At 58.6% G+C, this 24,701-nt stretch carries 23 protein-coding genes; 11 read left to right on the plus strand and 12 right to left on the minus strand.

Features of this window, described 5'->3' with window-relative positions:
* Positions 1 to 16: 16 nt before the first annotated feature.
* From AC2FLX_RS14445 to AC2FLX_RS14455, 3 genes are all read right to left on the minus strand, one after another.
* Positions 17 to 889, minus strand: coding sequence for an NAD(P)-dependent oxidoreductase (locus AC2FLX_RS14445; RefSeq protein ID WP_496811448.1), 873 nt, complete (start codon positions 887 to 889; stop codon positions 17 to 19).
* A 135-nt stretch (positions 890 to 1,024) separates the two neighbouring features.
* Positions 1,025 to 1,768: an aspartate/glutamate racemase family protein gene (locus tag AC2FLX_RS14450; RefSeq protein WP_496811447.1), complete on the minus strand. Its 744-nt coding sequence runs from the start codon at positions 1,766 to 1,768 to the stop codon at positions 1,025 to 1,027.
* A 7-nt stretch (positions 1,769 to 1,775) separates the two neighbouring features.
* Complete coding sequence (locus tag AC2FLX_RS14455) at positions 1,776 to 2,465, minus strand: GntR family transcriptional regulator (protein ID WP_480751520.1); 690 nt, start codon at positions 2,463 to 2,465, stop codon at positions 1,776 to 1,778.
* A 102-nt stretch (positions 2,466 to 2,567) separates the two neighbouring features.
* On the opposite strand from AC2FLX_RS14455, the gene AC2FLX_RS14460 reads away from it, so the two are divergent.
* A complete protein-coding gene (locus AC2FLX_RS14460) occupies positions 2,568 to 4,259 on the plus strand; it encodes a thiamine pyrophosphate-binding protein (protein WP_496875453.1) in 1,692 nt (563 codons plus the stop codon).
* A 70-nt stretch (positions 4,260 to 4,329) separates the two neighbouring features.
* Here AC2FLX_RS14460 and AC2FLX_RS14465 read toward each other — a convergent pair whose 3' ends face one another.
* Positions 4,330 to 4,524 (minus strand): DUF1059 domain-containing protein, encoded by a 195-nt coding sequence (locus AC2FLX_RS14465; RefSeq protein ID WP_480751523.1) that lies wholly within the window; start codon positions 4,522 to 4,524, stop codon positions 4,330 to 4,332.
* A 30-nt stretch (positions 4,525 to 4,554) separates the two neighbouring features.
* Positions 4,555 to 4,977, minus strand: coding sequence for a GFA family protein (locus AC2FLX_RS14470; protein ID WP_496745302.1), 423 nt, complete (start codon positions 4,975 to 4,977; stop codon positions 4,555 to 4,557).
* Between the two features lie 144 nt (positions 4,978 to 5,121).
* Between AC2FLX_RS14470 and AC2FLX_RS14475 the strand changes: the two genes are divergently transcribed.
* A complete protein-coding gene (locus AC2FLX_RS14475; RefSeq protein ID WP_496807814.1) occupies positions 5,122 to 6,003 on the plus strand; it encodes a LysR family transcriptional regulator in 882 nt (293 codons plus the stop codon).
* A gap of 7 nt (positions 6,004 to 6,010) precedes the next feature.
* Here AC2FLX_RS14475 and AC2FLX_RS14480 read toward each other — a convergent pair whose 3' ends face one another.
* Genes AC2FLX_RS14480 through AC2FLX_RS14495 form a run of 4 tightly spaced genes read right to left on the minus strand, consistent with a single transcriptional unit; the run spans position 6,011 to position 8,995 of the window.
* Positions 6,011 to 6,844 (minus strand): PhzF family phenazine biosynthesis protein, encoded by an 834-nt coding sequence (locus AC2FLX_RS14480; protein ID WP_496811484.1) that lies wholly within the window; start codon positions 6,842 to 6,844, stop codon positions 6,011 to 6,013.
* Positions 6,845 to 6,897: 53 nt separating this feature from the next.
* Positions 6,898 to 7,842 carry an alpha/beta fold hydrolase gene (locus tag AC2FLX_RS14485; protein WP_496811483.1) on the minus strand — a complete coding sequence of 315 codons (945 nt, stop codon included), beginning with the start codon at positions 7,840 to 7,842 and terminating at the stop codon, positions 6,898 to 6,900.
* A gap of 51 nt (positions 7,843 to 7,893) precedes the next feature.
* The gene (locus tag AC2FLX_RS14490) at positions 7,894 to 8,520 is read right to left on the minus strand and encodes a pyridoxamine 5'-phosphate oxidase family protein (RefSeq protein WP_496811482.1); all 627 of its coding nucleotides are present in this window, start codon (positions 8,518 to 8,520) and stop codon (positions 7,894 to 7,896) included.
* 10 nt (positions 8,521 to 8,530) lie between these two features.
* Positions 8,531 to 8,995, minus strand: coding sequence for a nuclear transport factor 2 family protein (locus tag AC2FLX_RS14495; RefSeq protein ID WP_496875454.1), 465 nt, complete (start codon positions 8,993 to 8,995; stop codon positions 8,531 to 8,533).
* Between the two features lie 304 nt (positions 8,996 to 9,299).
* On the opposite strand from AC2FLX_RS14495, the gene AC2FLX_RS14500 reads away from it, so the two are divergent.
* Positions 9,300 to 9,863, plus strand: coding sequence for a TetR/AcrR family transcriptional regulator (locus tag AC2FLX_RS14500; protein ID WP_480751534.1), 564 nt, complete (start codon positions 9,300 to 9,302; stop codon positions 9,861 to 9,863).
* Positions 9,864 to 9,874: 11 nt separating this feature from the next.
* Here AC2FLX_RS14500 and AC2FLX_RS14505 read toward each other — a convergent pair whose 3' ends face one another.
* Complete coding sequence (locus AC2FLX_RS14505) at positions 9,875 to 11,026, minus strand: acyl-CoA dehydrogenase family protein (protein WP_496810840.1); 1,152 nt, start codon at positions 11,024 to 11,026, stop codon at positions 9,875 to 9,877.
* A 187-nt stretch (positions 11,027 to 11,213) separates the two neighbouring features.
* Here AC2FLX_RS14505 and AC2FLX_RS14510 point away from each other — a divergent pair, with 187 nt between their 5' ends.
* From AC2FLX_RS14510 to AC2FLX_RS14525, 4 genes are all read left to right on the plus strand, one after another.
* Positions 11,214 to 12,833, plus strand: coding sequence for an acyl-CoA carboxylase subunit beta (locus tag AC2FLX_RS14510; RefSeq protein ID WP_496810839.1), 1,620 nt, complete (start codon positions 11,214 to 11,216; stop codon positions 12,831 to 12,833).
* A 2-nt stretch (positions 12,834 to 12,835) separates the two neighbouring features.
* Positions 12,836 to 14,806 carry an acetyl/propionyl/methylcrotonyl-CoA carboxylase subunit alpha gene (locus AC2FLX_RS14515; RefSeq protein WP_496810838.1) on the plus strand — a complete coding sequence of 657 codons (1,971 nt, stop codon included), beginning with the start codon at positions 12,836 to 12,838 and terminating at the stop codon, positions 14,804 to 14,806.
* Positions 14,803 to 15,597 (plus strand): TIGR03084 family metal-binding protein, encoded by a 795-nt coding sequence (locus AC2FLX_RS14520; RefSeq protein ID WP_480751540.1) that lies wholly within the window; start codon positions 14,803 to 14,805, stop codon positions 15,595 to 15,597. Before AC2FLX_RS14515 ends, AC2FLX_RS14520 begins: the two co-directional genes overlap by 4 nt.
* Positions 15,598 to 15,703: 106 nt before the next feature.
* Positions 15,704 to 16,861, plus strand: coding sequence for an acyl-CoA dehydrogenase family protein (locus AC2FLX_RS14525; protein WP_480751542.1), 1,158 nt, complete (start codon positions 15,704 to 15,706; stop codon positions 16,859 to 16,861).
* A gap of 135 nt (positions 16,862 to 16,996) precedes the next feature.
* Here the strand turns inward: AC2FLX_RS14525 and AC2FLX_RS14530 are convergent, their stop codons facing one another.
* Complete coding sequence (locus tag AC2FLX_RS14530) at positions 16,997 to 17,881, minus strand: LysR substrate-binding domain-containing protein (protein WP_496810837.1); 885 nt, start codon at positions 17,879 to 17,881, stop codon at positions 16,997 to 16,999.
* Between the two features lie 98 nt (positions 17,882 to 17,979).
* Here AC2FLX_RS14530 and AC2FLX_RS14535 point away from each other — a divergent pair, with 98 nt between their 5' ends.
* Genes AC2FLX_RS14535 through AC2FLX_RS14550 form a run of 4 tightly spaced genes read left to right on the plus strand, consistent with a single transcriptional unit; the run spans position 17,980 to position 23,714 of the window.
* Positions 17,980 to 19,146: a pyridoxal phosphate-dependent aminotransferase gene (locus AC2FLX_RS14535; RefSeq protein WP_480751545.1), complete on the plus strand. Its 1,167-nt coding sequence runs from the start codon at positions 17,980 to 17,982 to the stop codon at positions 19,144 to 19,146.
* A 25-nt stretch (positions 19,147 to 19,171) separates the two neighbouring features.
* Positions 19,172 to 21,364 carry a dehydrogenase E1 component subunit alpha/beta gene (locus tag AC2FLX_RS14540; protein ID WP_496810836.1) on the plus strand — a complete coding sequence of 731 codons (2,193 nt, stop codon included), beginning with the start codon at positions 19,172 to 19,174 and terminating at the stop codon, positions 21,362 to 21,364.
* Complete coding sequence (locus tag AC2FLX_RS14545) at positions 21,361 to 22,395, plus strand: ACP S-malonyltransferase (RefSeq protein WP_496810835.1); 1,035 nt, start codon at positions 21,361 to 21,363, stop codon at positions 22,393 to 22,395. The genes AC2FLX_RS14540 and AC2FLX_RS14545 overlap by 4 nt, the downstream gene beginning before the upstream one ends.
* Before the next feature lie 50 nt (positions 22,396 to 22,445).
* A complete protein-coding gene (locus AC2FLX_RS14550; RefSeq protein WP_496810834.1) occupies positions 22,446 to 23,714 on the plus strand; it encodes an NAD(P)/FAD-dependent oxidoreductase in 1,269 nt (422 codons plus the stop codon).
* Between the two features lie 24 nt (positions 23,715 to 23,738).
* Here AC2FLX_RS14550 and AC2FLX_RS14555 read toward each other — a convergent pair whose 3' ends face one another.
* Positions 23,739 to 24,641: a LysR family transcriptional regulator gene (locus AC2FLX_RS14555; RefSeq protein ID WP_496810833.1), complete on the minus strand. Its 903-nt coding sequence runs from the start codon at positions 24,639 to 24,641 to the stop codon at positions 23,739 to 23,741.
* Positions 24,642 to 24,701 lie beyond the last annotated feature (60 nt).

Below are 24,701 nucleotides of genomic sequence, written 5' to 3' on the forward strand. Positions count from 1 at the left end.
TTCAAAACCTGATGCCTTAATCCAGCGCGCGCAGGCGCTTGATCAGTGACGAGGTATCCCAACGGCCACCGCCCAGTTTTTGCACATCCTTATAGAACTGATCGACCAAAGCGGTGACCGGAAGCGATGCCCCGGTTTCGTTGGCGGTATTCAGGCAGATGCCCAAATCCTTGCGCATCCAGTCAACCGCGAAACCGTGGTCGAAATGGTCGTCCAGCATCGTCTCGTACCGGTTTGACATCTGCCAGCTCCCGGCCGCGCCCTGGCTGATCACCTCGACAACCGCACGCCCGTCCAGTCCCGCCTTTTCGGCGAAATGCAATGCCTCGCTCAGGCCTTGAACTAGCCCGGCAATGGCAATCTGGTTGCACATCTTCGTCATTTGTCCGGCCCCGCTGTCACCGATGCGGCGGCAAATCCTGGCATAGATCTGCATCACGGGCTCAGCCTGGTCAAAGGCAGCCTGATCCCCACCGCACATGATCGACAAAACCCCGTTTTCTGCCCCGGCCTGACCACCCGAAATAGGCGCATCCACAAAGGCAATCCCTTTGGACTGACCTGCCTCGTACAGCTGGCGGGTCACTTTGGCTGATACGGTAGTGTGATCGACAAATACCGAGCCGTGGGCCATGCCATGAAACGCGCCGTTCTCACCCGTGCAAACCATGCGCAGGTCGTCGTCATTGCCGACGCAGGCCATCACGAATTCGGCTCCGCGCGCGGCCTCTTCAGGCGTCGACGCCATCGCGCCGTGGTGTTGCTCAACCCAGGCCTCGGCCTTGGCCTGTGTGCGATTGTAAACGGTGACATCGTGGCCCGCGGCTTGAAGATGCCCGGCCATGGGATAGCCCATGACGCCGAGGCCAAGGAATGCAATTTTCGCCATCTGGTGATCCTCCCGATTGCCCGGTCGCGACCATAAATCGGAGCGGCCGGGGATGCTCTGCCGAGACAAAGCAAAGCACGGCCCAAAGGGCAACCCCGTCTGGCGTTCAGGATGGGGCAAAACTCGTTTTCCGGGTTAAAGGTGGCGCGGATCGTCCAGTTCAAGTGCGAATTTGCGCGGCATCAGGCCCGCTTGGAACCATTCGATCATTGAATAGACCGAATAGACCGGAAGACCCGTACGTTTTCGGATATCCGCAGCATACGGAACCATGTTGGTGCATTCCAGCACGATCGCGCCTGCATCCGGTTCGTTTGCAATGATCTCGTCAACGGCATCCAGCAGGTCAAGCCTGCAGGCCTCGAAGTCGATCCGGGGGGCGTCGCCCAAGATGTCGCGTGTAAAGGCCCGCCCCCCGTCAGTGCCATAGATGGGTGTGTCCAGCGGGACTCCGGCAGCTTTCAGGTGGGCATCGGTCAAAGTCGTTTTCGAAATCGTCAGGATCACCGGCTTTCTTGTTGGCGGCAACATAGCCTGCACCATCGGAACCTGTATCAGCGACGACGTTGCGACCGGCACGCCAAGTGCTTCACGCAGTTCGTCCTGCACCAGTGCAAGAAACCCGCAATTCGTGGTAATGCCATCCGCCCCGGTAGCGACCAGATCGCGGCCTGCTTGGACAAAAGCATCCAGCAGATCCTTGGGGTTCCCGCGCACGACTTTCTCGGGCGACGCGCCGCGTACCACACGGTAGTGCACAGGAAATGGCCAGGTTGCGGCGTTGCCCATGTCACCGAGGATGCGCGGAAAGCGGGTTTCCAGCATCAGGATGCCGACTGCGGCGCCAAATACGGTCTTCCCTCCGGTATGAACAGACATGTGGACCTCAGAAATCAGGGACATAGAGTTGGGCGTAAGCGTCGCGAACGGCTTGTGTTGCGCCTTCGCGTCGGCGCTCGATATGGGCGCGCATCTGGACGGTTGCCTCATTCGCGTCGCGGGTGGCTATAGCCTTCAGAATGCGGCGATGGGCCGAGATCATGGTTTTGCTGTCTGATGCCGTTTCGCGAAGCCTGCGAAGATCGATCAGACGTAGATATCGGATGCGGTCATTAAGGTTGGCAAGCATCCGGCACAGTTCGGCATTGCCCGACAGTTGGCACAACTGACCGTGAAAGCGTTCGTCCATTGCCAAGAGCTGCTCTGGATCTGCTTCAGGGGTATAGTCAGGCGCGATGTCTTCGAGTTCCTGCATCAGTGCGGTGATCGCATGATCTGTTCCGCGCTCGCAGGCCAGGCGTACCGCTTCGACTTCAACAGCGACACGGGCCTCGTACAGGTCCATCACCAGTTCAGGCGAGAGCGAGCGGCAGAAAAAGCCGCGTCCTGAATGAAAGGTCAGAAAGCCTTCGGCCACTAGCCGGTTCAAGGCTTCGCGGATTGGTGTACGCGAGGCGTTGAGTTGGGTGGCCAATGCACTTTCATTGATGCGGGCATCCGGCTTGAAGGCGAAATCCGCCGCCATGCGCCGCAACGCTTCGTACAATCGGTCAACATTGCTTTCTGCCTTGGACATATCCGCTCCTCTTGGCGCCGAGATTAGGACGGGATTGACATGTGTGCAAGATGTAATGCAATTCTGTATACAATTTTGAACACGATTCTGCAGGGGAGTGAAATGAGCAATCAGATGAACGGCGCCGAGGCGATGATGCGGATGCTTGAGGCGCAAGGCGTGCAGCATATCTTTGGCCTTTGCGGCGACACCACGCTGCCGTTCTACGACGCCATGCTGCGGCTCGATCACAACATCACTCACGTTCTGACCCGTGATGAGCGCAGCGCGATGTATATGGCCGATGGTTATTCCCGCGTGACCGGGCGTGTCGGTGTGGCCGAGGGGCCATCGGGTGGCGGGGCGACCTATATCCTGCCAGGACTGATCGAGGCGTCTGAAAGCTCTTATGCAGTGCTCGGCATCACCACGGATATCTCGGTGTCGTCTTATGGGAAATACCCACTGACCGAGGTGAACCAGGAGGCGCTGATGGCGCCGCTGACCAAGTGGAACACGGTGATCAAACGCGCAGACCACATTCCTCGCATGGTTCGCGCGGCATTTCGGGCAATGACCACCGGGCGGTCAGGCGCGGCGCATATCGGGCTGCCTTATGACGTTCAATATGACCCTGTTGATGTGTCTGACATCTGGGCCGATGCGGCTACCGCGACCTATCCTGCTTATCCTCAGGTGCCGGCACCAGGAGCGGCTCAGGCAGCAGTCGAGGCAATTGTGTCGGCCAAGAACCCGCTGATCGTTTGCGGTGGCGGTGTTGTCATTGCGCGGGCTTGGGATGAACTTGATCGCTTGGCCACCCGGCTGGACATACCGGTTGCAACCTCGATCTCGGGGCAGGGATCATTGGCCGAAACGCATCCGAATTGTTTGGGTGTCGTCGGGTCCAATGGTGGCACCGACGAAACATGGGAAATGATGGAGGCGGCCGATCTGGTCGTGTTCATGGGCTGTCGTGCCGGCTCGACCACGACGGCTCGGTGGGAGGCGCCAAAACTCGGCACCCGGATCGTCCATTTCGACAACGACCCGATGGTGATGAATGCCAATTACCGAACCGAAGTCGCCGTAGTAGGCGATTTGCGGCTTGCGCTGGCCGAAGTCAACGCGGTGCTAGACAGGTTCGACCAGGGGGCCAAAACTTTTGGCGGTGCTGCCGCAATTGCAGAAAAGAAAAAGCGCAAATTTGAAGTATTCGAGAAACTCGCACAGTCTTCTCAGGCGCCGATCCGACCCGAACGGGTGATCGCCGCACTGATGAAGGTGTTGCCAGAGGACGCCACCGTCGTGTCCGATCCCGGCACCAGTTGCCCCTATTTCTCGGCCTACTATCAGTTGCCGAAACCTGGGCGGCATTTCATTACCAACCGGGCACATGGTGCGTTGGGGTATTCGCTTTCGGCGGCGTTGGGTGCGTGGTACGGGCGACCAACCTCGAAAACCGTGGCGCTGATGGGCGACGGGTCGTTCGGATTCACTTGCGGTGAGTTGGAAACCGTCTGCCGTGCGCGTGCGCCCATCACATATGTCGTGTTTTCGAACTCCAACTTCGGCTGGATCAAGGCCAGCCAGTTCGCGGACAAGGATGCACGGTATTACAACGTCGATTTCAACCAAACCGATCATGCAGCGATCGCAGCGGCCTATGGTGTCAAAAGTTGGCGGGTCGAGAACCCTGCCGATCTGGAAAAGGTGCTCGCCGAGGCGGTTGCACACGATGGACCGACACTGATCGACGTTGTCTGCCAAGCGCTTGAGGAAAGCAACGCCCCGGTACGACGCTGGATGGGATGATCGCCGTCTTGAAAGGACTCTGGTAGAGCCGTTCTGCTGCGAAGTGGCGGAGTCCCGAGGGTTTCACCAGTTACTCTGTCTTTATCAGTTTCGCCAATTCGGCACGGTCTTCATCGCTCCAGGCCGAAGGGTCTTCGCCATGTGCGACCACCGCGTGAAGCTCCATCAATTTCCAGACCTCGTCCTCGGTCGCCGCAACGACTTTTCCGGGGCAGGCCTCCATGCCGGGATAATCCTTGCAGGCGTATGAAAACGACTGTGACATCGTGTTCTCCTTTCGCGGGTTTGAGATGGGTCAGAATGTGTCGAAGGCAGGTGCGTTTGCCGGCAGGGTGATCCACGGTTGTTTATGTGAAACGAAGACATGGTTCTTTGGTGTCGCGATGGTTGGGTCATCCAGCGTCACGGCGGCGAACCAGGCGTCCCCGCTCCAGTCCTGGCCTTCGACCTCGTGACCTGCGGCATAGGTCAGGGTGGTGCCGCAATCGCCGCAAAATCCGCGCCTGACTCCGGGCGTCTTTTCACAAAACTTGATTTTCCCCTTGGTTACCGAGAACTCGCTGGACGGAACCTTGGCCCAGGTCACGAAAGCCCCTCCCAGCGCCATTTGGCACGAACGGCAATGGCAATGAGCAGAGAAATCGGGCGCCTGTTCGATCCGGTATCTGACGGCACCGCAGTAACATCCGCCTTCGTGTTGCGTTGAGCCGGTGGCCATGTCCAACCTCCCTTCTTACCTCTCAAGGTAAAGAATGTCTTTCATACTTTAGAAGAAATCTTCGCCTTGTATGCTATGAGACTTGAGGAAATCGGCGGATCGTGCAACAAAATTAATTTGTATACTTGTTAGAAATACTATCGAATGAACTGGCTGAAGCTTCCCCCTCTCAATGGATTGCGCGCCTTTTCGGCAGTAGCCGAAACCGGTAGTTTCTCTCTTGCCGCGGGGCGGTTGAACGTCACCCACGCTGCTGTCAGCCAGCAGGTTCGATTGCTGGAGGACCGGCTGGGAACGCCACTGGTCACGAGAGTTGGGCGTGGGATTGAACTGACCGAGGAAGGGATAGCGCTTGCGCGGGATCTGGAGGTTGGATTTGCCACTATCGGGCGTGGTGTCGAGCGTCTGACCGACAGCCTGGCCAACAGACCGGTTCAAATCACCATGTCGCCCGCGTTTGCCGTTGAATGGCTGCTTCCACGCATGGCCGCGTTTCAACAAAGCAATCCCGACATCACATTGATGCTAAACCCGACTGCCGATTTGGTCGAGCTGAAGCCCGGCGGAGTCGATATTGCGATCCGGTATCGTGACAAGCGCCGCCCGGTCAGCGATGTCGAGCCGTTGCTATTGTCGGACATGGTGTTGATCGGCGCGCCGGAACTGGTTGCCGGACGGGACTTGTCCGATCCGGCATCTCTGATGGACTTGCCCTGGTTGCAGGAACTTGGCACCAACGAGGCTGCAGAGTGGCTGACTTATCACGGAGTAGTGCAGGATCGCCCTTTGGTGGTCCATCAGATGCCGGGAAACCTGATCATGAATGCGGTGCGGCGTGGGGACGGGATCACATATAGCAGCCGTGCGTTCTTTCAAGAGGACATCGATGCGGGCCGTATTGTTGAGTTGTTCTCCGAAAAGCTTTTCGGTGTCTACTATGTCGAAACCCGCCCCGGGGTATTGCGGCCTGCGGTCAGAACCTTTGTGAACTGGCTGAGATTGCAGGCCGAAACAGTCACTGTGTAGTGCGGTCTCAGATCCGGCGAGCGGTTCCTGAAACCCTGATACCTTCTCCGGGTTGTTCACCAATTTCGGCATGTAGCAGCGATCTTGCGCCCATGTCTTCGCCTTGAACGATGTCAATTGCGCCGCCGTGTGGCCAGCCGATATCCCTAAGGTAACCTGCCAGCGCCGCCGCCGCCGCGCCTGTAGCCGGATCTTCCAGCACGCCGCCAACGGCAAAGGCGTTACGGCTGTGAAACCTGCGCGGGGTTTCCAGCCACAGCAGGCTAATCGTGGTGAAACCGTTCAATTCCATAAATTTTGCACCTAGGTTCAGGTCGTAGTCTATTTGTGCAAGTTTCGACCGGTCCTTCAGCGCAAGGATCAGGTGGTCGTTGCCCGCATTGGCGACGGCCGGGGACAGGGTTGGGTTCAGATCATCGTCATCCAGTGCAAACAAGGCCAACGCGGAGTCCAGGGTTTCTACGTCAACCACTCGACTATGGGTGGGCGGAGAAATCAGCGCGGCTTGTACCCGCGTCTCACTTCGCGCGCCTTCAACTGAAATCTGTGCGTCATTCAGATGCAGCGCAAAGGTGCCGTCGCCAAACCGTTCCGCCAGGTTCGCCCCCAGTGCAATCGTAGCGTGGCCGCAAAATGCGACCTCCCCTGCCGGAGCGAAAAAGCGAACCCGCCAACCTTCTCCCTTAGGGGCTGCAAAAGCAGTTTCGGAATAACCGACTTCCGCAGCAATTCGCTGCATTTCGGAATCCGGAGGCAGGGCATCGGCGATGAATACACCGGCAGGGTTGCCGCCTTGGGCACCATCAGCAAAAGCAGCGATGCGTTCGACATGAGTTGTCATAGGTCTAACTCCTTTAAAAACGGCTCTCCGGCAAGCCAGAGAACCAGGTGCCCTCAATTGATACGGGCGAGAAAATCTTTCATCTCGGTTGCGATCTCGGTCCCATATTCTTCCAGCGCGAAATGGCCGGTGTTGAGCATGTGGAACTCTAGGTCTTTTAAATCGCGCTTATAGGGATGAGCCCCTTCGTCGGGAAAAATCACGTCGTTTTTCCCCCACATCAGAAGCGCGGGCGGTTGATGCTCGCGAAACAGGGCCTGCCATTTCGGGTACTCGCCGACATTGGTGCCGTAATCCAGAAACATCTCAAGCTGCACTTCCTGATTGCCAGGGCGGTCCAGCAGGTATTGCACGTGCCAGAAGTTGTCGGGGCTGATGGCATCGGGATCCTGAGTTCCGTGAGTGAATTGCCATTTGGTTGCATCCATTGTCAGAAAGGCGCGAAGAGCATCGCCGTTTTCCGTAGATGGGTCTGCCCAATAGGCTTTGATCGGTTCCCAGAACTCGCGCAACCCCTCTTCGTACGCGTTGCCGTTCTGAATGATAAAGCCCGTCACCCGTTCCGGGTCGTCCGCGAACATGCGAAAGCCGACCGGAGCCCCATAGTCCATCAGATACACTGAGTACTGGTCAACGCCTTTGGCGTTCAACAATTCGGTTACAATCCGTGCAGCGCCTTCAAAACTGTAATCGTATTCGGCGGCATCGGGCATGTCAGATGCTCCGAAACCGGGATAGTCCGGCGCGATCACATGATAATTCTCGGAAAGTTCGGGAATCAGGTTGCGGAACATGTGCGACGAGGTGGGAAAGCCATGCAGCAATAGAACCGTCGGATTCGTCGGATCTCCGGCTTCGCGATAAGCAATCTTCATTCCGCCAATTGTTTCCGTTCTAAAGACGGTCGCATTCGCGCCGGTCTGACCGGCAGTCGCAGGTAGTGCAAGCAAAGCGGTAGCGGCCACCGCCATGGCGGTGTTTGAAAAAATCCGTCTCATGGTTCAGTCCTTTGGGTTTGGGGTGATGGGCGCGACGCCCGGAAAGCGACCTCAGCCTTTTGTAGCGTCGGCCAACTCGTCTTTCAGGCGCTGGTTTTCGGCCTGAAGTTGTACCAGTTGTTGTCCCAGCGCATTGAGATGTGGGCGTAGTTCTTCTTCGGTGAAGCGAGGTGTGATGTGACGAGGGCAATTCCAGTCCAAACCCTCGACACGAATGATCACCGCTCGTTCTGCCGTCGCATCAGCGCCTTCGGGAAAAAGGCTGGCCGCAGCGGCTTTGCCTTCGGAGAACTCGACGCGGCCCAGAATCTTGAGACGACGCTGATTGGCGTAATCCATCAGGATCATCGCAATCCTGTCATTGCCATCCAGATTGCCGCGCGAGATGTATTGTTTGTTGCCGGAAAAATCGGCGTAACCAATTGTAGTCGGCCCAAGCACTTTCAAAAAACCGACGGGACCGCCGCGATGCTGGACATAGGGCCAACCGGTTTCGGATACGCTCGCCTGATAGAACCCGTCGCGGCCTTCGATGAATGCCTTCTCGGCGGGGCCGATCTGGTGACCCTGCTGCGGGCCACCTTCGATGAATTTTGCATAAGTTTCTGCTGATCCCATCCGCTCCTGTTGGGCGCGGACAGTGGGTGTGAAGGTTAGTTCGGAAAAGGCGCGTGGCATGACTTTCCTTTCAAAGACCCAGATCGGACAAGCCGGGATGATCGTCGGGGCGAGGGCCAAGCGGCCAGTGGAACAGGCGATCCTGCTCGGAAATCGGTAGATCGTTCAGCGATGCGTGGCGGTGTGCCATGCGGCCATCTTGAGCGAACTCCCAGTTCTCGTTCCCATAGGAGCGGAACCAATGCCGGCTGTCATTCCGCCATTCATAGGCATAGCGCACGGCGATACGGTTGTCGGAAAAGGCCCAGAGCTCCTTGATCAGACGATAGTCCAGTTCCGAATGCCATTTCCGGGCCAGAAAGGAATGGATCACATCGTGACCGGATAGGAACTCGGCTCGGTTCCGCCACTGGCTGTCGTCGGTGTAAGCTGGCGTCACGATATCCGGGTTGCGGCTGTTCCACGCGTTTTCGGCCATTCGCACCTTTTGCGCGGCGGTTTCCAGCGTGAAGGGCGGAAGAGGAGGGCGGTTCATATGAAAGGTCGCTTTCAGGCAAGAGTGGCGACGAGTATCGCCAGGGCCAGCAGAACTGGCAGATGTTGAGGGGGAAACAGACTGGCGCGGCGTCGCATGGTTTATCTCCGAGTGCGTACTGATCGGTAAACTTAAGCTCTAAAGTGTACTGATCGGTAAATGATTTCAAGTGTGAAACGGAAAAAAGTGTCTGTGCCTGAATGCTGAAGTGGTTAAGATGCAGATTTCTAAGGGTTTTGGCAGAGCATTTGCCTTCTGCGTCCTCGGGAACTATGTACTGTTCGGTACACTATGGAGCCGAATCATGCGTCCGAACAAACGGGATGAACTGGTCCGAAAAGCGCTGCAGGTCTTCTACCGCGATGGATTTCATGCCACCGGAATGGACAAGCTTGTGACGGAAACCGGAGTCTCAAAGACCTCGATGTACAAGCACTTCCGCACAAAGGAAGAGTTAATCCTTGCCGCACTGAGACTTCGGGACGAGAATTTTCGAAACTGGTTCCTGCGCCGCATTCAGGAACTGGCGGATACGCCTGCCGGACAACTTCTTGCGGGCTTTGATGCGCTGGCCGAATGGTTCGAAGAAGACGGTTATCGCGGTTGCATGTTCATCAAGGCTGGGGCCGAGTACCAGGAAAAGGATCACCCGATCCATGCGCAAGCTGCTGAACACAAGCGGCTGATTTTGAATCACATTGTGCATCTGGCCCGCCAAGCAGGTGCCCGGAATCCGGAAAAGTTGGGAAGCCAGCTTTTGTTGCTCAAGGAAGGCGCAATCGTGTCTTCAGTTTTGCTGAACACCAGTCAGCCCGCGATGGATGCCAAAGATGCGGCCGAGGTATTGTTGAAGGCCGCGCTGACGTGACGGGGGCCGAGCTATTCGCCACTCAACCTCATTTGGCGCACAGCAAGATCGCGCATGATCTCTTCCGAGCCGCCACCTATGACCTTGACCTCACGCCAGACCCGTTCGACCGGGTTGCCTGACATATACCCGGCCCCGCCGAAAACCTGTAACGCTTCGGAGGTGACGAATTCCAGTGCTTTGCTCGCCTGCACCTTGGACTTGGCAATCTCGGCGGCCGGCATCAGGCCTTGACTAATGCCCCAGCATATCCGCTCAAGATAGGCTTCGATCATATCGATCCGGGCCGACATCTCGGCGAATTTGTGAGCTATCACCTGATGTTCAATCAGGTATTTACCGAACGTCCGACGTTGTCTCGCCCACTCAAGCGCTGATTTGTAACACAGCCGCATCATCCCCAAGCTGCCCGCAACCATGGCAAGGCGTTCGTGGTTGAAGTTGCTCATTATCGCGAGAAAGCCCTTGTTCTCGGGTCCGATCAGGGCCGGTGCCGGAACCAGGCAATTGTCGAAATTTAGCATAGCCTGCTCTGAGCAGTGCCATCCCATCTTTTCTCCCAGAGGTGTGCGGGAGAAGCCGGGTGTGTCGGCCTCGATCAGGAACAACGAGATTCCGGTCAGGCCGGACCCGCCGGTTCGGGCACCCACGACGAACCACTGTGAGTCCATGCCACCTGTTATGAACGCCTTGGCGCCGTTCAGCACCCAGCCATGCGACGTGCGCTCGGCTTTCATTTTCAGGTTTGCCACGTCCGACCCGCCGCCCGGCTCGGTGATTGCCAGTGAAGAATTCATCCGTCCGGCCACGATCTCCGGGACCACTGTCTGCTTGAATTCTTCACTGGCAAACTGAACGATCGGTCCCAGCGAAATCATGCGCCCGCCAACAGCGGCCGCCACGCCCGACGCGCCACAGCCAAACGCAAGTTCGGTATAGTCGGCGCGCATAAAGGCGTCGTCAAAACCCAACCCGCCAAATTCCTCGGGGATGCCGAAACCAAATACACCCAAAGCCCCCAGTTTTTGGTGCAACTCCAACGGGACTGCCCGTTTCGCTTCCCACTGATCGACGAAAGGTCTGACTTCGCTGTCAAAAAACCGTGCGAGATTGGCGCGATACGCCTCGCGTTCGGGCGTCATGAAGGGCGAAAGGCAGGTCAAGGTATCTTCTTCCCCGGGGTGCGGGCATGTTCCGTGGCGTCGCAATCCATCGCCGCCCGTTGACCGCTTGCGTGCATGGCGGCAACCTAAAAACACAGCGGGCGATCTGAAAAGCGCGGCCCGCGACAAAGCTGCAAGAATGTCGCGCGACGCCGGATCGGTCGCACGTTGTCAACGGAGGGGTGCCATGGCTTTCATCAGCCGGGTTGAACGCGACAGCGAAACATTCGCCCGAAATCGGGCAGATATGCTGGCGATGGTGGATGAGTTGCGCACGCTCGAAGCCCGCGCCGTTGCCCTATCCGAACAGCGGCGCGACAGAATGGCCGAGCGCGGCCAACTGACCCCGCGAGACAGGATGGCTGCTCTGTTGGATCCGGGCATGCCGTTTTTGCAGTTGCACAGTCTGGCCGGATATCTGGTGGACACGGATGATCCGACAAAATCCGTGCCCGGCGCATCGGTCATTGCCGGAATCGGTTTTGTCTCGGGGGTGCGATGCATGATCGTTGTTGATGACAGCGGCATCAAGGCAGGCGCAATGGTCGAGATGACGGCTGCGGCCTTTTTGTCGGCGCAGGAAATCGCGTTGAAACAAAAACTCCCCTTCGTGCATCTGGTGGAAAGCGCCGGGGCAAACCTGATGGAATACCGGGTTGAACTGTGGGCCAATGGCGGCAAGCTGTTCCGCAATCTGGCGCGGCTTTCGACGGCAGGTCTGCCCAATCTGGCGGTTCTGCACGGTCCTTCGACTGCGGGCGGGGCCTATATGCCTGGGCTGGCAGATTATGTGATTGGCGTCAAAAAGAACGGCATGGCGGCTCTTGCCGGAGTAGCTTTGGTGCATGCCGCGACCGGTGAAAAGGCCAATGACCGTGATCTTGGCGGCTCTGAAATGCATGCGCAGACCAGCGGTCTGGTCGAATATCTGGCCGAGGACGACGCACATGGGATCGAAATCGCGCGCGATGTCGTGCGCCGCTTGGACTGGAACAAATCTCTTCTCCAGCCACGGGCACGAGAGATTGCGCAGCCTAAATACGACATCGGCGATATCGCCGGGCTAGTGCCAATCAATTACCGCGTTTCCTATGACATGCGCGAGGTGGCGGCGCGCATCGTCGACGGGTCGGACTTTCAAGATTTCAAGCCGCGCTACGGTGCCTCGACCGTTTGTCTTAAGGCGGCGATCAACGGCATTTCGGTGGGTATCATCGGCAACAACGGTCCGATTGATCCGGCAGGTGCAACCAAGGCCGCGCAATTCATTCAGCTGTGCGGCCAGTCCGATATTCCAATCATTTTTCTGAACAACACAACCGGCTACATGGTTGGCACCGAATACGAGCAGGCGGGGATGATCAAACACGGCGCCAAGATGATACAGGCGGTAACTTCGGTCGATGTGCCGCGTATCACACTCTATATTGGGGCGAGTTTCGGTGCCGGAAATTATGGAATGTCGGGGTTTGCTTACGAGCCCGATTTCCTGTTTGCCTGGCCCAACGCCACAACCGGCGTCATGGGTGGCGAACAGGCGGCCGCCACAATGGCAATTGTGGCCCGCGCTGGGGCCAGACGCAAGGGCGAGGAAGTGGATGAAGCGCAGATGGAAAAGCAAAGCGCGCTGATTGCCGCGCATTTCGACCGTCAGGCAGGAGCATTCTATACTTCGGGGCGATGCCTTGACCATGGTGTCATTGACCCGCGCGACACCCGCCGCGTGCTAGGTTTCTGTCTGGAAACCTGCCTGGAAGGACGCGCGCGCAAGGTCAAACCCGGAGCATATGGCGTGGCGAGGTTTTGAGCATGGTTTTCGACACGATACTTGTCGCCAACCGGGGCGAGATTGCCGCGCGCGTGATCCGCACGGCGCGTGATCTGGGTTTGCGGACCGTTGCCGTATTCACCAGCGCCGATGCCGCCTCTCCACATTTGCAACTGGCCGATCATTCCATCTGGATCGGTGAAGGGCCGGTTGCAGACAGCTATTTGTGTGCGCGAAAAATCCTGGACGCGGCAAAACGGGCCAACGCCGGGGCGATCCACCCCGGATACGGGTTTCTCTCCGAAAACGCCGAGTTCGCCGAAGCTGTGGCCAAGGCTGGGTTGACATTCATCGGCCCCGGTCCGGAAGCCATCCGGGCAATGGGCAACAAGGCCGAGGCCAAGCGCCTGATGAGAGCGGCCGGCGTGCCCTGCGTGCCCGGCTACGAAGGTGGGGATCAATCCGACGCTGCGTTTGCAAAGGCAGCGGAGGGGATAGGCTATCCACTGATGATCAAGGCGGCGGCTGGCGGTGGTGGGCGCGGCATGCGGTTGGTCAACGCTCCCGTGGAACTGGAAAATGCTCTGGCGCGGGCCAGATCCGAGGCTGCGAATGCCTTTGGCTCGCAAGAGTTGATCTTGGAAAAAGCCATTATCGCTCCGCGCCACGTCGAGTTTCAGATTTTTGCCGACGGCGATGGTAACGTTATTCACCTTGGCGAGCGCGACTGTTCGATTCAGAGGCGGCATCAGAAGATCATCGAAGAGGCCCCATGCCCGGTGATGACACCGGATCTGAGGGACCGCATGGGGGCCGCCGCCGTCGAAGCCGCGCGCGCTGTTGATTACCTGGGCGCGGGTACAGTGGAATTCCTGCTTGATGCCGAGGGTGAGTTCCATTTTCTCGAAATGAACACCCGGCTGCAGGTCGAGCATCCGGTGACCGAAATGATCACCGGCCTTGATCTGGTAGCCATGCAAATAACCGTGGCGCAGGGTGTCCCTCTGGCAATGGGTCAGAGTGATGTGGCCCTGAGCGGTCACGCGATCGAGGCACGTCTCTATGCCGAAGACCCCGGCAGCGGGTTTCTCCCGGCAACAGGCCCGGTTCATCTGTGGCGCCCTGCAAGTGGACCCGGGATTCGCGTGGATGCCGGGATTGCCCAAGGGCAGTCGATCACTCCTCACTACGATCCGCTGTTGGCCAAGATCGTTGCCCATGGACCCACACGTGAGGTCGCGAGAGCGAGGTTGATCCGTGCCTTGCAAGATACTGTCTTATTGGGAACCGTGACAAATGCGGGATTACTGACGGACATCCTGAGCGAACCAGATTTCGTTCAGGGCAAAGCAACGACGGCTTTTTTGAACGGCAGCACTGTCGCACAGAACTCCGCCCCCCAAGCTTCCGGACAGATCGCCCTGGCCGTTGCGCTGCTACTCGAAGACGCGCGGGCACTTGCTCTTGCACGCGCCGGTTTTGTTGCGCCGGATCAATTGGGATGGTCGAACACTCGGATTCCGCCCCGCAAGCTTTCCGCACTTCTGTCCGGTGCGCTGGTAGAGTTTTCTGTAACCTCCAATCCGGGAGGCTGGAGGATTGCGGTGGATGGCCAGACCTTCGACGTGGAAATGGAATGTAACGGCCCCGAGGTCGTAGCCCGAATTAACGACGACCAGATACGGGCGGTGGCCCACGTCGCCGATGGCGAGGTGATGCTGGCGATGGGGGGTGACCGGCTTACGCTGCGCCTGCAACGGGCAGGGCATACCGAAGAGGAGGGATCAGATGGGGGAGGTATCACCGCTCCGATGCCGGGGCTAGTGCAAATTCTAAGCGTGAGTGCGGGCGCGAAAGTGCGCAAGGGACAGACGCTGGCGGTGCTTGAGGCGATGAAAATGCAGCAACAGATCCTGGCCCCGCAGGATGGTTGCGTGGTTCGGGTGCATATTGTGGCGGGACAACAAGTGTCCGCCGGTGATCTGATGTTTGAGATCGAAGAGGAAAAATGATGGAGCAGGCAGGGGATTTTCTGGAAGAAAGCGAGGTGCTGGACAAGGTTTTGACGGATGTGTCGGGCGATCAATGGGACATCGTTACCCAGTTCAAGGAATGGACGCTGAACGATGTGCTGGTTCACCTGCATTTCTGGAACGGTATGGCCGATCTATCCTTGCGGGATCAGGACGCGTTTCAGGCCCGTGTTGCCGAAACTTTGGCCGGGATCGAGACAGCGGGGTTCCGGGCCACGGAAAACGCGATGGTCCCCGAGAGAAGAGAGGAGCTGCGCGCTGCGTGGCGCACACTCTACCGCGACATGGGTGTGCGTTGGGCTGAGCTTGACCCCAAGCAGCGGTTGAAATGGGTCGGGCCCGATATGTCTGTCCGCTCTTCGATCACCGCGCGGCAGATGGAAACATGGGCGCATGGACAGGCGGTATTCGACATTCTTGGCGCCCGGCGGCAGGAAACGGACAGGATCAGGAATATCGTGATCCTTGGGGTCAACACTTTTGGTTGGGCCTATAAAGTACATGGGCACGAGGTGCCAAATGTCATGCCGCGTTTGGAACTGACCGCGCCGTCCGGCGCAGTTTGGGAATTTGGCGACAGCAGTGAGAACAGAATAACCGGCTCGGCGGTGGAGTTCTCGCAGGTCGTCACCCAAACCCGCAATATCGCGGACACCAGCCTTCGCGTCGAGGGGGCGGTTGCGCAGGAGTGGATGTGCATCGCACAGTGCTTTGCAGGCGGACCCGAAACGCCCCCGCCTCCAGGCCTGCGCCGTCGAAATACGACCTGAGCGCCAGAGACGTTGCGTTGCGACGTTCAAGACGCGGCGTCACCACAGTTGGCGGGATGCGGTCGTACGGATAGCGTGTCGGAAAACTCGGATCGGAGGAGCAGGAATGACTCTGTTTACCAGCACAGCCAGTTGGGTCACTGACGAACACCGCATGTTCGCCGAAATGGCGGGGCGGTTTCTGGACGCCGAGCTTGCGCCCAATATCGAAACCTGGGTTGACAACGGTGTAGTGGACCGTGAGTTCTGGCGGAAAGCGGGCGCTACCGGCCTGATGGCGGGCGCCATTCCCGAAGAGTATGGCGGCGTCGGCGGCGGTATGGGGTTCGATGCTGTCACCATCTATGAACAGACCTCACGCGGGGATGCGGGTTGGGGCTATGGTATCCAGTCGATCGTGACCCACTACATCACCGCCTATGGCAGTGAGGATCAGAAACAGAAATGGCTGCCCAAGCTTGCCTCGGGCGAAATGGTGGGTGCCATCGCCATGACCGAACCGGGCACAGGCTCTGATTTGCAAGCGGTTCGTACCACAGCCGATAGGGACGGAAACTCCTATCGCATCAACGGCTCCAAAATTTTCATTACAAATGGCCAGACCGCCGACCTGGTGATCGTAGTTGCCAAAACCGACAGGAACCAAGGCGCCAAGGGCGTGTCGCTGATCGCCGTCGAAACCGACGGGGCGGGTGGGTTCCGGCGTGGGCGCAATCTCAAGAAGCTGGGGATGAAGGCCAACGACACGGCCGAGCTGTTCTTTGAAGATGTCAAAGTGCCGATGACCAACCTGATCGGCCCGGAGGAGGGGCAGGGCTTTTATCAATTGATGAAGCAACTGCCGTGGGAACGCCTGACCATCGGCATCATGGCGCTGGGCGCCATCGATTTCGCCCTCGCCGAGACCGTGAAATACGTGCAGGAGCGCAAGGCCTTCGGTCAACGCGTCATGGATTTCCAGAACACCCGTTTCAAGCTGGCCGAATGCAAGACCAAGGCCGAGGTGCTACGCAGTTTCGTCAACGACTGCATCGCCAAGCTGGACCGCGGAGAGCTGGATGCCGCCACTGCCTCGATGGTGAAATACTGGGGCTCCGAGGTGCAGAACGAAATCATGCACGAATGCCTGCAGCTTTTCGGAGGCTACGGTTTCATGATGGAGTATCCCATTGCGCGGCTCTACGCAGATGCGAGGGTGCAAATGATCTATGGCGGAACCAACGAGGTGATGAAGGAACTCATCGCCCGGTCGATTGACGTCTAGTCCCGACGGAGGTTGTTTAACGGAGCGCCTTCAGCGCTCTCGGCTTATTCTGGATGAGGGACGCTGTCCCTCATACTCCCTGGAGAATTTATCACCAGAAAGAAGCGGGATTTCTGCCCGCACTTAGCCGTGTTTTCAGGGCAGAAGTTGAGCTTCAAGCCAGTTCCGGAATGACTTCAACGGTGCCGATGCGGCCTTGTTCTGCGGCCAGACCAGATAATAGTCACCAAGACTGACGCGGGGGGCGTCGAAGGCAGGGACCAGCCTGCCATTTTCGATGTCCTGAGCCACCAGATAGCTGGGCAGCAAGGCCACACCCAACCCGTGAATTGTTGCCTGTATCATTGTCGAAAACTGATCGAACAGCATTCCCTTGAGACCGCTTGCCGCAGTGTTCTGAGCTTCGAACCAGCGCTCCCATGCGTCCGGACGCGTATCCAGATGCAGCAAGGGTGCATTCATCAGCCAATCGGCGGTGGAGTCATCGGGCCGTAAATGAGGCGCGCAGACTGGCAGGACTTCTTCACGCATGATCCTGAGGTAGCTGACCCCGGCCCAATCCTGACGCCCGAAATGAATAGCAGCATCAAATGGTTCCACCGCGAAATCGAATGGTTTCAGCCGCGTGTTCAGGTTCACCGAAACTTCCGGGTGCTGCCGTGCGAAATCCTGAAGGCGAGGCGCCAACCAATGCATTCCGAACGCTGGCAGGATCGAAAGATGCAGCGAGCCACCGGTGGGGTTGGCCTTGAGCTTGAGCGAGGCTTGCGCCAGTTGATGCAGCGCGCCGCGCGCAGCTTGTACATATTCTCTTGCGGCTGGCGTCAGCTGCAGACGCATTTGATTGCGTTGGATCAGGTTGACGCCCAATTGTTCCTCTACGGCTTTCAACTGTCGGCTGATAGCGCTTTGTGTCAGCGACAACTCGTCTGCGGCAGCTGACGCGCTTCCTAAACGATCCACGGCTTCCAGGGCCAAAAGCGAAGAGATCGAAGGCAAAAACCGTCGTGGTGCAATCATATGACTTTCCCTCATGCCTTTGAAATGGAATATCATTGGATTTTTGCGCTGAATAGGCGGAGAAAGGCAAGAATCGCAAGTATCGAAGGTGAATTGGCATGACTTATCAGAACAATTCTTCAGGGTTTCAGCGCGCCGGACGGCTTGATGGGATCGAACTGTCAGAAATCGTTCAGATTTCGGAACATGCCGCGCGCCTGCGGACGCAGGGCGTTGATGTGATTGCGCTGAGTACGGGGGAGCCAGACTTCCCGACACCGGCCCATGTGGTCGAAGCCGCTCATCGCGCAGCACTGGAAGGGCAGACCCGTTATCCCGCCACTGCCGGAACACCTTCGTTGCGCGCGGCCATCGCCGCAGAAGCTGAAGCCGAGGCCGCCAATGTGATTGTTTCCACTGGCGCCAAACAAGTGCTGGCGGGTGCGTTTCTGGCCACACTCGATTCAGGCGACGAGGTTATCACCACGGCACCTTTCTGGACCAGCTATGCCGATATGGTGAAATTGGCGGGCGGGATGCCGGTGGTTCTGGATTGCCCCGGTGAGCAGGGATTTAAGTTGACGCCTGAGCAGTTGGAGGCGGCGATAACCCCGCGCACCCGCTGGGTGTTGCTGAATACCCCTTCGAACCCGACCGGCGCGGTTTATTCCGAGGGAGAGTTGCAGGCGCTGGGCGCGGTGTTGGAACGGCATCCCAATGTCTGGGTGATCTCCGACGAAATCTATCAGCATCTCTCGTACGTTCCCTTCACTCCTTTCGTGCAGGCGGTGCCGTCGCTGGCTGGCCGCACGTTGACCGTGAACGGCGTGTCCAAAGCCTATTCCATGACCGGCTGGCGCATTGGCTGGGGCATCGGCCCGGCACCACTGATCAAGGCGATGGTGGCGGTGCAGGGGCAAATCACGTCGGGTGCTTGTTCGATTGCGCAGGCCGCGGCGCTGGAGGCGATCACAGGGCCACAAGAGTTGCTGACGGAACGCCGGGCCGAGATGCAGGCGCGCCGCGACCTTGTGGTTTCCGGACTGAACGCGGCCGGTCTGGCCTGTGCCAAACCGGATGGGGCGTTCTATGTCTTTCCGAAGACACCCGTCAAAATGCCTGTGGATCATGAGTTCTGCAGTTATCTTCTGGACGAGGTGGGCGTTGCGCTGGTGCCGGGGCGCGCCTTCGGGATGCCTGGGCATTTGCGCCTGTCTTTCGCCTATGCAACAGACAGCCTGACCGAAGGGCTTGCACGTATCGCCCGCGCTGTCGAAGCACTGTAACAAGACCTGAAAAAAAGACCGAGCCATGGACCGCGCCCAAATCGTTCACGACAATTTCCTGACCCGTGTTGCCGAACGCGACCTGCCTGCCGGAGCACTGCCGCAGCCGGGGCTGAACGGGACCGACGCGGTCTCGCTGTTCCGGTCTCAGGTGCTCAGCCGCGCGCTTGACCGGACTAGCCGGGCGATGCAGAAGTCGGGGCAGGGGTTTTATACCATCGGCTCGTCGGGTCATGAGGGGATGGCAGCAGTGGCTCATGCCCTGCGTCCAACAGATATCGCTTTTCTGCACTATCGCGATGCGGCCTTTCAAATTGCCCGCGCCGAGCAGGTGCCCGGCCAGCAGATCGCTTGGGACATGCTGCTGAGCTTTGCCTGTTCCAAGGAAGATCCGACCTCTGGCGGGCGGCACAAGGTACTGGGGTCAAAGGCGTTGATGATCCCGCCGCAGACCTCGACGATCGCCAGCCATCTGCCCAAGGCAGTAGGTGCCGCCTATAGTCTGGGGGCCGCGCGCAGGCATGACCCGGAACATCGTCAACTGCCCGAGGACGGGATTGCCATGTGTTCTTTCGGCGATGCCTCGGCCAACCACTCGACGGCTCAGGGGGCAATCAACACGGCCGGGTGGACCAGTGTGCAATCGACTCCGCTGCCGCTATTGTTCGTGTGCGAGGACAACGGTATCGGTATCTCGACCAGGACACCCAAGGGCTGGATTCAGGCGTCGATGGAGCATCGACCGGGGATCAGGTATTTTCAGGCCAACGGGCTCGATATTTTTGAGACCTATGCGGTTGCCCTTGAAGCCGCCAATTATGTGCGCTCGCGGCGAAAGCCGGCGTTTCTGCATCTCAAGACCGTGCGCCTTTACGGCCATGCGGGCGCAGATGTGCCGACAACTTATCTGGGCAAGGCTGAGGTCGAGGCGGACGAGGCCAATGATCCGCTGTTGCACACGGTGCGACTGCTGGATCAGGCCGGGGCGCTGTCGCCCGATCGGGCGCTGAAGATCTATGAAGAGACCTGCGCCCGTACAGATCGCATCGCTGCGGAGGCCGCCAGCCGTCCGCATCTGGCCAATGCGACCGAGGTAGTGGCCAGTTTGATCCCGCCCAAGCGCGCCTGCAAACCTACCAACGGACCCAGCGCCGAAGCCCGCGCCGCCGCATTCGGTGGCGACATGCGTGCGCTGGGCGATCCGCAGCCGATGAGCCGTCTGATCAACTGGGCGCTGACGGACCTGATGCTGGAACACGGTGAGATCGTCTGTATGGGCGAAGATGTGGGGCGCAAGGGTGGCGTTTATGGCGTCACACAGAAGCTGCAACAGCGGTTCGGTTCCGATCGGGTGATCGACACATTGCTGGATGAACAGTCCATTCTGGGGCTGGCCATCGGTATGGGGCACAACGGCTTCATTCCGATCCCGGAAATCCAGTTCCTGGCCTATCTCCACAATGCCGAGGACCAGATCCGGGGCGAGGCCGCAACATTGCCATTCTTCTCGAATGGACAATTCACCAACCCGATGGTGCTGCGCATCGCCGGGCTGGGGTATCAGAAAGGTTTTGGCGGGCATTTCCACAATGACAACTCGCTTGCCGTCCTGCGGGATATTCCCGGAGTGATCATTGCCTGCCCATCGACAGGGGCGGATGCGGCACAGATGCTGCGCGAGTGCGTACGGCTAGCGCGGGAAGAGCAGCGGGTGGTCGTTTTCCTGGAACCCATCGCGCTTTATCCGATGCGCGACCTGCACGAAGGACAGGATGGGGGGTGGATGACCACCTATCCTTCGCCCGACCAACGGATCGGATTGGGCGAGGTCGGCGTGCATGGTGACGGCACCGACCTGGCTGTCGTGACCTATGGCAACGGGCATTTCCTGTCGAAACAAGCTCTGCCCGAATTGCAGGCAGCGGGGGTGAAGACCCGGATCATCGACATGCGCTGGCTGGCGCCGATGCCGACCGACGCGCTGCGCGAGGCGACAAAGGGTTGTAAGCACGTCCTGATCGTCGACGAGTGCCGCCGCACAGGCAGCCAGTCCGAGGGGTTGATGACATTCTTCAGTGAGGAAATCGGTTCCGTTCCGACTGCTCGCGTCGTGGCTGAGGATTGTTTCATCGCGACCGGTCCGGCCTATTCTGCGCCCTTGCCGTCGAAAGACGGCATTGTTGCTGCTGCCCTGAATCTGACCGGAGCCCGCAAATGACCCGTACTGCCGTCGTGATCTGCCCCGGTCGGGGTACTTACAACAAGCCCGAGCTTGGCTATTTGCATCGTCACCACGGTGCCCGGATGGAAATGTTTCGTGGCTTTGACATCATCCGAGCAGAGGCCGGGCAAGAGGCGGTAACGGCACTGGATAGTGCCGCGCGTTACACTGTGGGCAAATACTCTCGTGGTGATGTTGCCTCACCCCTGATTTATGCGGCCTCGCTGGCAGACGCGAAGGCATTGGCCGGGGATATCGAAGTGTTGGCTGTGACCGGAAACTCGATGGGTTGGTATATTGCTCTGGCTGTCGCAGGAGCACTTAGTGCCGATGACGGGTTCCGGGTGGTCAACACCATGGGCACTTTGATGCAGGAACGCCTATTAGGCGGGCAACTGGTTTATCCTTTCACCGGAGAGGACTGGGTAAACGATCCTGAACGCAAGGCAGAGTTGCTCGCGCAGGTCGCACGCATCGACAGGGTCGGCGGGCAGGACCTGGCGCTTTCCATTGATCTGGGCGGGATGCTTGTGCTGGCAGGTAACGAGGCAGGGTTGGCGGCTTTTGAGGCCACGGTTCCGATGGTGCACGAACGGTTTCCGATGCGCCTGTCGAACCACGCGGCCTTTCACACCCGTCTGCAAGCGCCGGTCGCGGCCGAGGGGCGTAACCGCCTGGCAGCAGGTATGTTCCGCCAGCCTGACCGCCCGCTGATCGACGGGCGGGGTAAGATCTGGTGGCCGGGGGCGACCGATACCAGTGCTTTGTGGGGCTATACACTGGGCCATCAGGTGACCGAACCTTATGACTTTACGCGTGCCGTGCAGACGGCAGCGCGCGAATTCGCTCCGGATCTCTTCATCGTCACCGGGCCTGGGGCAACGCTGGGCGGGGCGGTTGCGCAGTCGCTGGTGCTGGCAAACTGGCGCGGTATGGCGGGCAAAGCGGATTTTCAGGCACGGCAGGAGGAAACCCCCATGCTGATCTCGATGGGCCGCGAGGATCAAAGGACTCTTGTCATCGACTGACTGCCGGAAAATTGTTTCGGTTGCGATATCCGAACAGATTGGAAGTGCTGATGGATTCTGAGAAAAGCCTGTGGCAGGAAACCTGCCGAGAAAAGACTGACGTGCGTGTGTTGAACGAAACGATTACCGTCGATCTTGCGGTAATCGGCGGAGGTTATACCGGCTGTTCCGCAGCGCTTCATGCGGCGCAAGTCGGGGCATCGGTCTGCCTGCTGGAAGCACATGACATCGGCCATGGTGGGTCGGGTCGTAACGTCGGACTGGCCAATGCTGGCCTTTGGTTGCCACCGGATGATATTCGTGCCCATCTTGGAACCGAGGCGGGAAACCGACTGATCGCGTTGTTGGCCGATGCACCTGCGCGGGTCTACGAGTTGATCAATTTGCACGGTATCGACTGTGATCCAGTCAGAAACGGAACTTTGCACTGCGCGCATTCCCCGTCCGGCCTCCGCAATCTGTCGCAACGCTGCGAACAACTGAACGCCTCCGGGGCGCCTGTGCAACTGTTGTCGGAGGCGGAAACCCGCAGGCGAACAGGAAGTGGTTCTTTTCACGGTGCCTTGTTCGATCCGCGCGCGGGAACAATTCAGCCGATGGCCTATGTTCGCGGGCTGGCGCGGGCGGCAACCGAGGCGGGGGCTCGGGTATTCACGCAAAGCGCGGTGCAATCACTGCGTCATGAAGGGGATATGTGGCATCTGTCGACACCATCCGGAGAGGTGCGGGCCAAAGCGCTGCTACAGTCGACAAATGCCTATCATCGTGATTTGACGCATACTGCACCGGCCTATGTACCGGTGTATTACTTCCAATATGCGACCGCGCCTTTGCCACAGGCGATGCGCGCAACCATCCTGCCCGGAGGTGAAGGATGCTGGGACACCGGGTTGATCATGACCTCATTCAGGATGGATCAGGTCGGGCGACTGGTGATCGGGGCGATGGGTGATCTGGGTCATGCGGGCAGTTTTGCCCATCGCAACTGGATCGTGCGCAAGCTCGGTCAGTTATTCCCACAACTGGCGGATCAACCATTGACCGCTGGCTGGCACGGGCGCATTGCTATGACCTCTGACCATATACCGAAAATCACGCAGATCGGACCGAACGCCTTGGCCGTGCATGGCTATTCCGGTCGAGGAATCGGGCCGGGAACGGTGTTTGGCGCCATGTCCGCCCAAAGCCTGCTGTCAGGTGACCCCGAAATGCTGCCGGTTCCTGCCGTCGTAGAGCATCGCGAGAATTGGACCGGTCTGCGCCGCGCCTTTTTCGAAACCGGCGCGGTGCTGACGCACCTGGTCAAAGCAAGGTTCTGAGCGTTTCCGATCCTATCGCGGCAATCATGGTTGCAACTGAGATGCCAACGTTTCTATCCGACCACGCAACCATCGGTGCGCAGGGTCGCCGTTTGAACGTTGATGCCAGACCATGAAGATCTGCACCGGCTCGCAACGGAACGGCAGGGGCGCGCAATCGAGTGTTGCTAGCGGCCCCATTTTCATCAGTGCCGTGTCAGTCGAAATCAGGTCGCTACCGAGCAGAAAAGGTGGGATGGCGTTGAAATGGGGCAGGGTCACGGTCGGAGGGCGGATCTGGCTTTGATCGACGCCACGCATGACCACCTTGGCGCTGCGCCCGTCAGCAAAGCGAACTTCGACGTGTTCGGCGGCGCAATACTCTTCCCATGTCGCAGGTGGGGCGCGATGGCTTGCATCGAAATAGACCATTAGCGGGCTGGTCAGCAGCCGCTTCTGAAAGATATCCGGCCCGTCGGGCGGAAGCGGCGTCAGCATCAATTGGCAGCGGTCATTTCGCAAAATGGCGGCATCGGGAACGCCTGAAGGAACAAAATGCAGCCGCAGGCGCACACCGTCGGTGCGCGCGGCATTCAAAAGCCGGGGAAAGATCAGGTCTCGTTGCAGGTCGTTTGCCGCGATCTGGAAAGTCATCTCCTCAGATTGCGGATCGAATGGACGACCTTCGGTCAGGGTGTGCATCCCGTCGAGAATCTGTTGTACCGGTTCCTGCAGGGCGATGGCGCGTTCGGTGGGGGTTAGCCCCTGACCCGAACGTACAAAGAGCGGATCGCCCAGTACAATTCGCAGTTTCGACAGGGTGTGGCTGACGGCCGATTGCGTGACCCCAAGACGGTCGGCTGCCTTGGACACAGAATTCTCTTCGAGAATGGTCAGAAAGGTTCTCAGGACCTTGCCGTCGAGATCAGTGAAATCGAATTTGCTCATGCCGTATATGACTAACCATGAATGGTTTTGGTGTCCATTTCACAGTAGACGGGCGGTCAG

Source organism: Ruegeria sp. YKSF57, assembly GCF_059612585.1.

Excerpts from the sequence above, each read along its gene's own strand:
- AC2FLX_RS14460 (WP_496875453.1), top strand. The coding sequence starts at position 2,568 with ATGAGCAATCAGATGAACGGCGCCGAGGCGATGATGCGGATGCTTGAG.
- AC2FLX_RS14495 (WP_496875454.1), bottom strand. The coding sequence starts at position 8,995 with ATGAACCGCCCTCCTCTTCCGCCCTTCACGCTGGAAACCGCCGCGCAA.
- AC2FLX_RS14520 (WP_480751540.1), top strand. The coding sequence starts at position 14,803 with ATGATGGAGCAGGCAGGGGATTTTCTGGAAGAAAGCGAGGTGCTGGAC.
- AC2FLX_RS14475 (WP_496807814.1), top strand. The coding sequence starts at position 5,122 with ATGAACTGGCTGAAGCTTCCCCCTCTCAATGGATTGCGCGCCTTTTCG.
- AC2FLX_RS14555 (WP_496810833.1), bottom strand. The coding sequence starts at position 24,641 with ATGAGCAAATTCGATTTCACTGATCTCGACGGCAAGGTCCTGAGAACC.
- AC2FLX_RS14490 (WP_496811482.1), bottom strand. The coding sequence starts at position 8,520 with ATGCCACGCGCCTTTTCCGAACTAACCTTCACACCCACTGTCCGCGCC.
- AC2FLX_RS14530 (WP_496810837.1), bottom strand. The coding sequence starts at position 17,881 with ATGATTGCACCACGACGGTTTTTGCCTTCGATCTCTTCGCTTTTGGCC.
- AC2FLX_RS14540 (WP_496810836.1), top strand. The coding sequence starts at position 19,172 with ATGGACCGCGCCCAAATCGTTCACGACAATTTCCTGACCCGTGTTGCC.
- AC2FLX_RS14465 (WP_480751523.1), bottom strand. The coding sequence starts at position 4,524 with ATGTCACAGTCGTTTTCATACGCCTGCAAGGATTATCCCGGCATGGAG.
- AC2FLX_RS14510 (WP_496810839.1), top strand. The coding sequence starts at position 11,214 with ATGGCTTTCATCAGCCGGGTTGAACGCGACAGCGAAACATTCGCCCGA.
- AC2FLX_RS14550 (WP_496810834.1), top strand. The coding sequence starts at position 22,446 with ATGGATTCTGAGAAAAGCCTGTGGCAGGAAACCTGCCGAGAAAAGACT.
- AC2FLX_RS14515 (WP_496810838.1), top strand. The coding sequence starts at position 12,836 with ATGGTTTTCGACACGATACTTGTCGCCAACCGGGGCGAGATTGCCGCG.
- AC2FLX_RS14545 (WP_496810835.1), top strand. The coding sequence starts at position 21,361 with ATGACCCGTACTGCCGTCGTGATCTGCCCCGGTCGGGGTACTTACAAC.
- AC2FLX_RS14500 (WP_480751534.1), top strand. The coding sequence starts at position 9,300 with ATGCGTCCGAACAAACGGGATGAACTGGTCCGAAAAGCGCTGCAGGTC.
- AC2FLX_RS14525 (WP_480751542.1), top strand. The coding sequence starts at position 15,704 with ATGACTCTGTTTACCAGCACAGCCAGTTGGGTCACTGACGAACACCGC.
- AC2FLX_RS14455 (WP_480751520.1), bottom strand. The coding sequence starts at position 2,465 with ATGTCCAAGGCAGAAAGCAATGTTGACCGATTGTACGAAGCGTTGCGG.
- AC2FLX_RS14450 (WP_496811447.1), bottom strand. The coding sequence starts at position 1,768 with ATGTCTGTTCATACCGGAGGGAAGACCGTATTTGGCGCCGCAGTCGGC.
- AC2FLX_RS14535 (WP_480751545.1), top strand. The coding sequence starts at position 17,980 with ATGACTTATCAGAACAATTCTTCAGGGTTTCAGCGCGCCGGACGGCTT.
- AC2FLX_RS14480 (WP_496811484.1), bottom strand. The coding sequence starts at position 6,844 with ATGACAACTCATGTCGAACGCATCGCTGCTTTTGCTGATGGTGCCCAA.
- AC2FLX_RS14470 (WP_496745302.1), bottom strand. The coding sequence starts at position 4,977 with ATGGCCACCGGCTCAACGCAACACGAAGGCGGATGTTACTGCGGTGCC.
- AC2FLX_RS14485 (WP_496811483.1), bottom strand. The coding sequence starts at position 7,842 with ATGAGACGGATTTTTTCAAACACCGCCATGGCGGTGGCCGCTACCGCT.
- AC2FLX_RS14445 (WP_496811448.1), bottom strand. The coding sequence starts at position 889 with ATGGCGAAAATTGCATTCCTTGGCCTCGGCGTCATGGGCTATCCCATG.